Annotated in this window: 7 protein-coding genes; 3 read left to right on the plus strand and 4 right to left on the minus strand. The window is 74.9% G+C overall.

Annotated elements, in window-relative coordinates:
* Positions 1-147: 147 nt before the first annotated feature.
* The gene (locus tag OO47_RS15220) at positions 148-381 is read left to right on the plus strand and encodes a hypothetical protein (RefSeq protein WP_030214262.1); all 234 of its coding nucleotides are present in this window, start codon (positions 148-150) and stop codon (positions 379-381) included.
* Positions 382-399: 18 nt separating this feature from the next.
* Here the strand turns inward: OO47_RS15220 and OO47_RS15225 are convergent, their stop codons facing one another.
* The gene (locus tag OO47_RS15225; RefSeq protein WP_030214266.1) at positions 400-1,392 is read right to left on the minus strand and encodes a DUF3048 domain-containing protein; all 993 of its coding nucleotides are present in this window, start codon (positions 1,390-1,392) and stop codon (positions 400-402) included.
* Positions 1,393-1,502: 110 nt separating this feature from the next.
* Here OO47_RS15225 and OO47_RS15230 point away from each other — a divergent pair, with 110 nt between their 5' ends.
* Positions 1,503-2,234 (plus strand): lysophospholipid acyltransferase family protein, encoded by a 732-nt coding sequence (locus OO47_RS15230; protein WP_030214268.1) that lies wholly within the window; start codon positions 1,503-1,505, stop codon positions 2,232-2,234.
* An 85-nt stretch (positions 2,235-2,319) separates the two neighbouring features.
* Complete coding sequence (locus OO47_RS15235) at positions 2,320-2,763, plus strand: hypothetical protein (protein WP_078489661.1); 444 nt, start codon at positions 2,320-2,322, stop codon at positions 2,761-2,763.
* Positions 2,764-2,811: 48 nt separating this feature from the next.
* Here OO47_RS15235 and OO47_RS15240 read toward each other — a convergent pair whose 3' ends face one another.
* The 3 genes from OO47_RS15240 to ureG all read right to left on the minus strand — a co-directional run bounded on the left by OO47_RS15240 (position 2,812) and on the right by ureG (position 6,005).
* Positions 2,812-4,392: an alpha/beta hydrolase gene (locus OO47_RS15240; RefSeq protein ID WP_030214274.1), complete on the minus strand. Its 1,581-nt coding sequence runs from the start codon at positions 4,390-4,392 to the stop codon at positions 2,812-2,814.
* 195 nt (positions 4,393-4,587) lie between these two features.
* Positions 4,588-5,331, minus strand: coding sequence for an urease accessory protein UreD (locus OO47_RS15245; protein ID WP_030214276.1), 744 nt, complete (start codon positions 5,329-5,331; stop codon positions 4,588-4,590).
* Positions 5,328-6,005 (minus strand): urease accessory protein UreG, encoded by a 678-nt coding sequence (gene ureG, locus OO47_RS15250; RefSeq protein WP_030214279.1) that lies wholly within the window; start codon positions 6,003-6,005, stop codon positions 5,328-5,330. Before ureG ends, OO47_RS15245 begins: the two co-directional genes overlap by 4 nt.
* Positions 6,006-6,058 lie beyond the last annotated feature (53 nt).

Here is a 6,058-nt window from a genome sequence, read left to right on the forward strand (position 1 = left end):
GGCGCCGGGTCCGTTCCGCGTAGGGAAGGTGTTCTCCGGCGCACGCCGGAGCGTCCGGGGAGTAGCGCGCGCCCCCTGCGGCGGGTCACCATGGTCGGGACGGCTTCCGCGGCCTCGGGCCGCCTCGGTCGGGAGGAGGACGGACCCATGTCCGGTCCCACGAAGACGATGACGGTGCTCACCTGCGCCGCGCTGGTGCTCACGACGGCGTACACGGTGGCGCTCGGCAGCAGCGGCTGGCTCTGGTTCGGTCTGATGGTGCTGGTCGTGGTGACGATCGGGGTCGCCGCCTCCGAGAGCGGGACGGCCGCCGCCGGTCCGCGCCGGCGCCCGCCGGAGAGCCCCGGCCCCATGGGCCCGGCGGGCCCCACGGGCCTCTGACCCCTTCCGTACGCCCCCTCAGCGCGGCGCGAGGACGATCCAGACCTGTCCCGGCGCGAAGGTCAGGGGCGCCCCGTCCGGGGTGGTGAACGTCGTACCGGACGCGGCGGAGGGGCGGGACCAGCGGGCCTCGTGGGCGCGCCCGTCGCGCAGGACGGTCGCACCGCCCTCGCCGACGGTCTCGGTGTACGGGGAGACCGCGCCGGTCCGGTCGCGGAAGCCGGAGGGGCGGACGGTGACGCGCTGGACGACGACCGTCTCCGGGGTGAGCGGTCCGGTGTCGGTGGCGCGGGCCTCGCGGCCGTCCATGGCGACCCGCCAGGCGCGGTCGGCGGCGGACCAGGTGAAGGTGTAGCGGGCCGCCGGGTAGCGGACGGTCGAGGTGGTGGCCGGGGTGCCGTCCGGCGGGGCGGTGCCGAAGCGGAAGCCGATGTCGCGGGCGTCCCCGGCGTCCGGGGCGGCGGCGAGGGCGCGGTCCGGGCGCAGGTAGAGGTTGTGCGGGGCGGCCCGGTCCGGTGAGCGCAGGAAGGCGGCGGGCGCGGTGCTCTCGGTGACCGGGTACAGCGGCGCGGCGGCGAGCAGCGGGTTCAGGGCGGACTGCGCCCCGGAGTAGGCGAGGGCGGGCCGGCCGAAGGCGGCGAGCAGGGCGATGTCGGACTCGCGGGCGCTGCGGACGGGGCCGACGCGCTCGGGGAGGCGGGAGGAGTAGACGGCCAGGAGCCGGGTGGCGCCGCCCTCGACCTGTTCGACGTAGACGAGGTCGGCCGCGCCGAGGCCGGTGTGGGGGCGGGCCGCCGCCACGTTGTCGATCTTGACGGCGAGGACGGGGGCGGGCTCGGCGGGCAGGCCCGTGAAGGGCGAGCGGCCGGCCGGGGCCGTCGTGGTGGGCGCCGGGTCCGGTGTGGCCGTGCCGGAGCAGCCGTAGAGACCGGCCGCCGTCAGCGCGCAGAGGAACGCGGTGAGGATCCGGCCGGGGCGTCTCGTTCCGTTCGTTCCGTGCCCGTTCGTCATGGTGACGCTCCCCCACCAGTGGACCACGGGCCCCCGTGCGGATACAACGGGCGTGGCGGGAAGACGAACGGATGACAGAGGGACTGTCGGACGGGTGAACGGGGTCGCGAGTGTTCTACCAGCTGATGAAGTACGTGCTCCTCGGGCCGCTGCTCAAGCTGCTGTTCCGGCCGCGGATCGAGGGCCTCGGACACGTCCCGCCGGAGGGGGCCGCGATCGTGGCGGGCAACCACCTCTCCTTCTCCGACCACTTCCTGATGCCGGCCGTCCTGGACCGGCGGATCACCTTCCTGGCGAAGCAGGAGTACTTCACGGGGCCGGGCCTCAAGGGGCGCCTGACGGCCGCCTTCTTCCGGGCCGCCGGGCAGATCCCGGTGGACCGCTCGGGCAAGGAGGCCGGGCAGGCGGCGATCCGCGAGGGCCTGTGCGTGCTCGACCGGGGCGAGTTGCTCGGCATCTATCCCGAGGGGACCCGTTCGCACGACGGGCGGCTCTACAAGGGCAAGGTGGGCGTGGCGGTGATGGCGCTGCGGGCCGGGGTGCCGGTGGTGCCCTGCGCGATGGTGGGGACCTTCGAGATCCAGCCGCCGGGGCGGGTCGTGCCGCGGATCCGCCGGGTCACCATCCGGTTCGGGGAGCCGCTGGACTTCTCGCGGTTCGCCGGGCAGGAGGGCGAGAAGGCGGTGGTCCGGGCGGTGACGGACGAGATCATGTACGAGATCCTGCGCCTGTCGGGGCAGGAGTACGTGGACGAGTACGCGGCGGTGGTGAAGGCCGCGGAGGCGGAGGCCGGAGGCCCTTCGGAGGAGGGGCCGCGGAAGTTCCCCGGCGGGGAACGCTGAGGGCGGGTCCGCGCACGGCGCAATCCCCCGGGCCCGTGCGCCGGGCGGCCGTAGCGTCCGGTGCACGACCAAGGGACACGCGTTCGTGCTGGGTGCGTCGGGACAGGTGGGACGGGCGGCCGTGCGGGCCCTCGCCGCGGACGGCTGGGAGGTGACGGCCGCCTCACGGGGCGGTGGGAGGGACGGGAGGCGGCCGGACGGGGTGCGGTCGGTGCGGCTCGACCGGAACGAGGAGGGGGCGCTCGCGGCCGGGATCATCGAGGGGGCGCCGGAGGGCTCCGGGGGCCTGGTGGGGCTCACGCCGTGGAGCTCGGAGCACCCGGTCGTCTACGACACGGCGGCGGCGGAGCGGGAGCTGGGCTACCGGCCGGTGGTGTCGTACGCCGGCTCGCTGCCGGAGACGGTGAAGTGGCTGGCCGGGCGGGTGCGGGAGCGGGAGTGGCGGGAGGCGTTCCCGGGCCTCGCGAAGTACGGGGTGGACTGGTTCGGCCACGCGGCGGAGGACGCGTGGCTCGCGGCGCGCGGGTGACGCGGGGGTGGAGGGAGCGTCCCTCCCTCCGCCCCCGCGCCGGTGCCGTTACGGCTGCGGGGTGGCGTGCGGGGCGCAGGTCTGGTCCCTGGCGTCCAGCTTCCCGGTCAGCAGGTAGGCCTCGACCCTGGTGTTGAGGCACGGGTTGACCAGGTTGGTGATGCCGTGCGAGCCGGCGTCCCGCTCCGTGATCAGGCGCGAGCCCTTGAAGCGCTTGTGCAGCTCGACGGCGCCGTCGTACGGGGTGGCGGCGTCGCGCTCGGACTGGGCGATGAGCACCGGCGGCAGGCCCCGGTGGGTCTTCACCTCGACCGGCCGCTGCCGCGGGGCCGCCCAGGTGGCGCAGGGCAGGTTCATCCAGGCGTTGGACCAGGTCATGAACGGGTACTTCCGGTGGAGGCGGGTGTTGTCCCGGTCCCACTTCTTCCAGCTGGTCGGCCAGGGGGCGTCGGCGCACTCGACGGCGGTGTAGACGGCGTTGCCGTTCTCCGAGGCGATGTTGCCGGCCGTGTCGGTGGGGTCGGCGGCGGCCGCGTCGATCAGCGGCTGCGGGTCGCCTGCGGCGTACGCGCTCCAGGCCTCCGCGACCGGGGCCCACATGGAGTCGTAGTAGGGCGCGTTCTGGAAGAAGCCGATGAGCTCGGCCGGTCCGACCTTGCCGCCGAGCGGGTTCTTCTTGGCGGCGGCGCGCAGCACGTCCCACTGCCCGCGCACCTCGGCGTAGCTGTCGCCGAGGTGGTAGGTGGCGTCGTGCCGCGCGACCCAGGTCATCCAGTCCTTGAGGCGTCCCTCGAAGGCGACGTCCTGGTCGAGGTTGGCCTCGTACCAGATCTTGTCCCGGGACGGGTTGACGACGCTGTCGAGGACCATGCGGCCGACGTGGGTCGGGAAGAGGGTGCCGTAGACCGCGCCGAGGTAGGTGCCGTAGGAGACGCCGACGAAGTTGAGCTTCTTCTCGCCGAGGGCGGCGCGGATGACGTCGAGGTCGCGGGCGCTGTTGGGCGTGGTCATGAAGGGCAGCATCGCGCCGCTCTTCTCGGCGCAGCCGTCGGCGTACTCGGCGGCGAGCTTGCGCTGGGCGCGCTTGTCGGCCTCGCTGTCGGGGACCGGGTCGGCCTTGGGGCCCTTGACGAACTCGGTCGGGTCGACGCAGGAGATGGGGGCCGAGTGGCCGACGCCGCGCGGGTCGAAGCCGACGAAGTCGTAGGCCTTGGCGGCGCCCGCCCAGATGGCGTTCTTGGTGGTGACGCGGCGCGGGAAGCGCAGGCCGGAGGCGCCGGGGCCGCCGGGGTTGTAGAGCAGTGCGCCCTGGCGCTCGGCGGGGGTGCCGGTGGACTTGATCCGGTCCACGGCGAGCCTGATCTTCTTGCCGTGGGGCTTGGCGTAGTCGACGGGAACGGTGACCCAGCCGCACTGGATGGGCTTCTCCAGGCCCCAGTCGGCCGGACAGTCCTGCCAGTCGATGCCCGTGGCGGCGGCCCGGGCGGCGGCGACGGCGACGCCGACGGACTCGGCGTCCTTGTGGTGCCGGTCGCTCTCGGCGTTCGCCGCCGGGGCCGCGAGCGCGCCCGCGACGAGCGTGCCCGCTATCAGGGTTCCGGCCGAACCGAGCAGTGCCGTACGTCTCATGGGTCCTCCCCCGGGGGTGGCGCCGTTTTCCGTGGTGGCGCCGGGTGTCGGTGGTCCAGGGGATCCTTGCGCCAGGGTGACCTGGGAGGAAAGGGTGAACACCTGTTTCTTTGCCGAACCGATAACCGGAGAGCGGCGTACCGGAGAGCGGTGTACCGCCGGGAGGCGGTCCGCCCGGGCACGGTCGTCGGCGGCTCAGAAGGGTGCGAGGGCGGCCAGGGCGGTGTCGAGGAGGCGGCGCAGGGCCAGGGCGTCCGGGGCCACGGCGGTGACGAGGGCGGCGGGGCCCGCGAGCGGGGCGATCACCGCGTGCTCCCCGAGCAGCCGGGTCTCCACCGGCTTCTCCGCGAACGCCGGTTCCACCACCAGGAGTTGTCCGGTGGCCCGGTGGCCGCCGAGGACCGCGCCGCCGTCCCAGCCGCCGGGGGCGCCGGGGCCGGAGGACAACTCCTGGTCGAGCAGGGGGCGCCCGGCGCGGCGGACGGTGAGACGGGTGGTGAGGGTGCCGGGCGGTTCGCCGTGCCGGCCGAGGACCTGCTCCTCGCGCAGCACGAGCCGCGCGGTGGGGGCGAGTTCGACGGTGGTGCGCGCCCGCAGGTGCGAGCCGTCGACGGAGACCACCTGCTCGGGCAGCCAGCGGAGCACGCCGTCGTCGGCGACGTCGATCCGGACGTCGTACGCGGCGGGGTCGGCGCTCCGGCCCGGCAGGGCGAGGGTGGCGGCGGCCGAGTCGACCAGGAGCCGGGCCCCGGCCCGTACCGACGTCTCGATCGCGAGCCGGTCGCCGCCGAGCGGGGCGCTCATCGCCCCGACGACGGTGACCCGGGTGTACGGCTCCGGGGCCCGGGTGCGGCGCAGGGCGAGGGGCCCGTCGCTGACCAGGAGCGGCAGCCCGCCGTCGGCGTCGGCGGCGATCCGGGCGGTGGCGCGCAGGCTCACGCGGTCCATGCCGCGAGCCGTGCCCCGACCCAGTCGGCGACGGGGCCGACGCCCTCGGCCGAGCGCAGGGAGGTGAAGAGGACGGGCAGTTCGCCGCGCTGCTCCTTGGCGTCGCGGGCCATCCGCTCCAGGTCGGAGCCGACGTGCGGGGCGAGGTCGGTCTTGTTGACGACGAGGAGGTCGGCGGTGGTGACGCCGGGGCCGCCCTTGCGCGGGATGTCGTCGCCGCCGGCGACGTCGATGACGAAGATCTGGGCGTCCACGAGCCCCTTGGAGAAGGTGGCGGTGAGGTTGTCGCCGCCGGACTCGACGAGGATGAGGTCCAGCGGGCCGACCGCGTCCTCCAGCTCCTCGACGGCTTCGAGGTTGGCGGAGATGTCGTCGCGGATGGCGGTGTGCGGGCAGGCGCCGGTCTCCACGGCCCGGATGCGCTCGGGCGGCAGGACGGCCTCGCGGAGCAGGAACTCGGCGTCCTCGCGGGTGTAGATGTCGTTGGTGACGACGGCGAGGGAGAGGGTGTCGCGCAGGGCGCGGCAGAGGGCGGCGACGGTGGCGGTCTTGCCGGAGCCGACCGGTCCGCCGAGCCCGACGCGCAGGGCGCGGCGGGTGCCGTCGGGTCGGTGGGCGTCGGCGGAGACGGCGCCGTGGTGGGTGTGGGCGTGGCCGAGGTGCATGGGGCGGCTCCGGGGTGGGTCGTGTCGTGGGAGAGGGGCGGGACGTCGGGGGC

The sequence above is a fragment of the Streptomyces bikiniensis genome (assembly GCF_000716625.1).
GTDB lineage: Bacteria > Actinomycetota > Actinomycetes > Streptomycetales > Streptomycetaceae > Streptomyces > Streptomyces bikiniensis.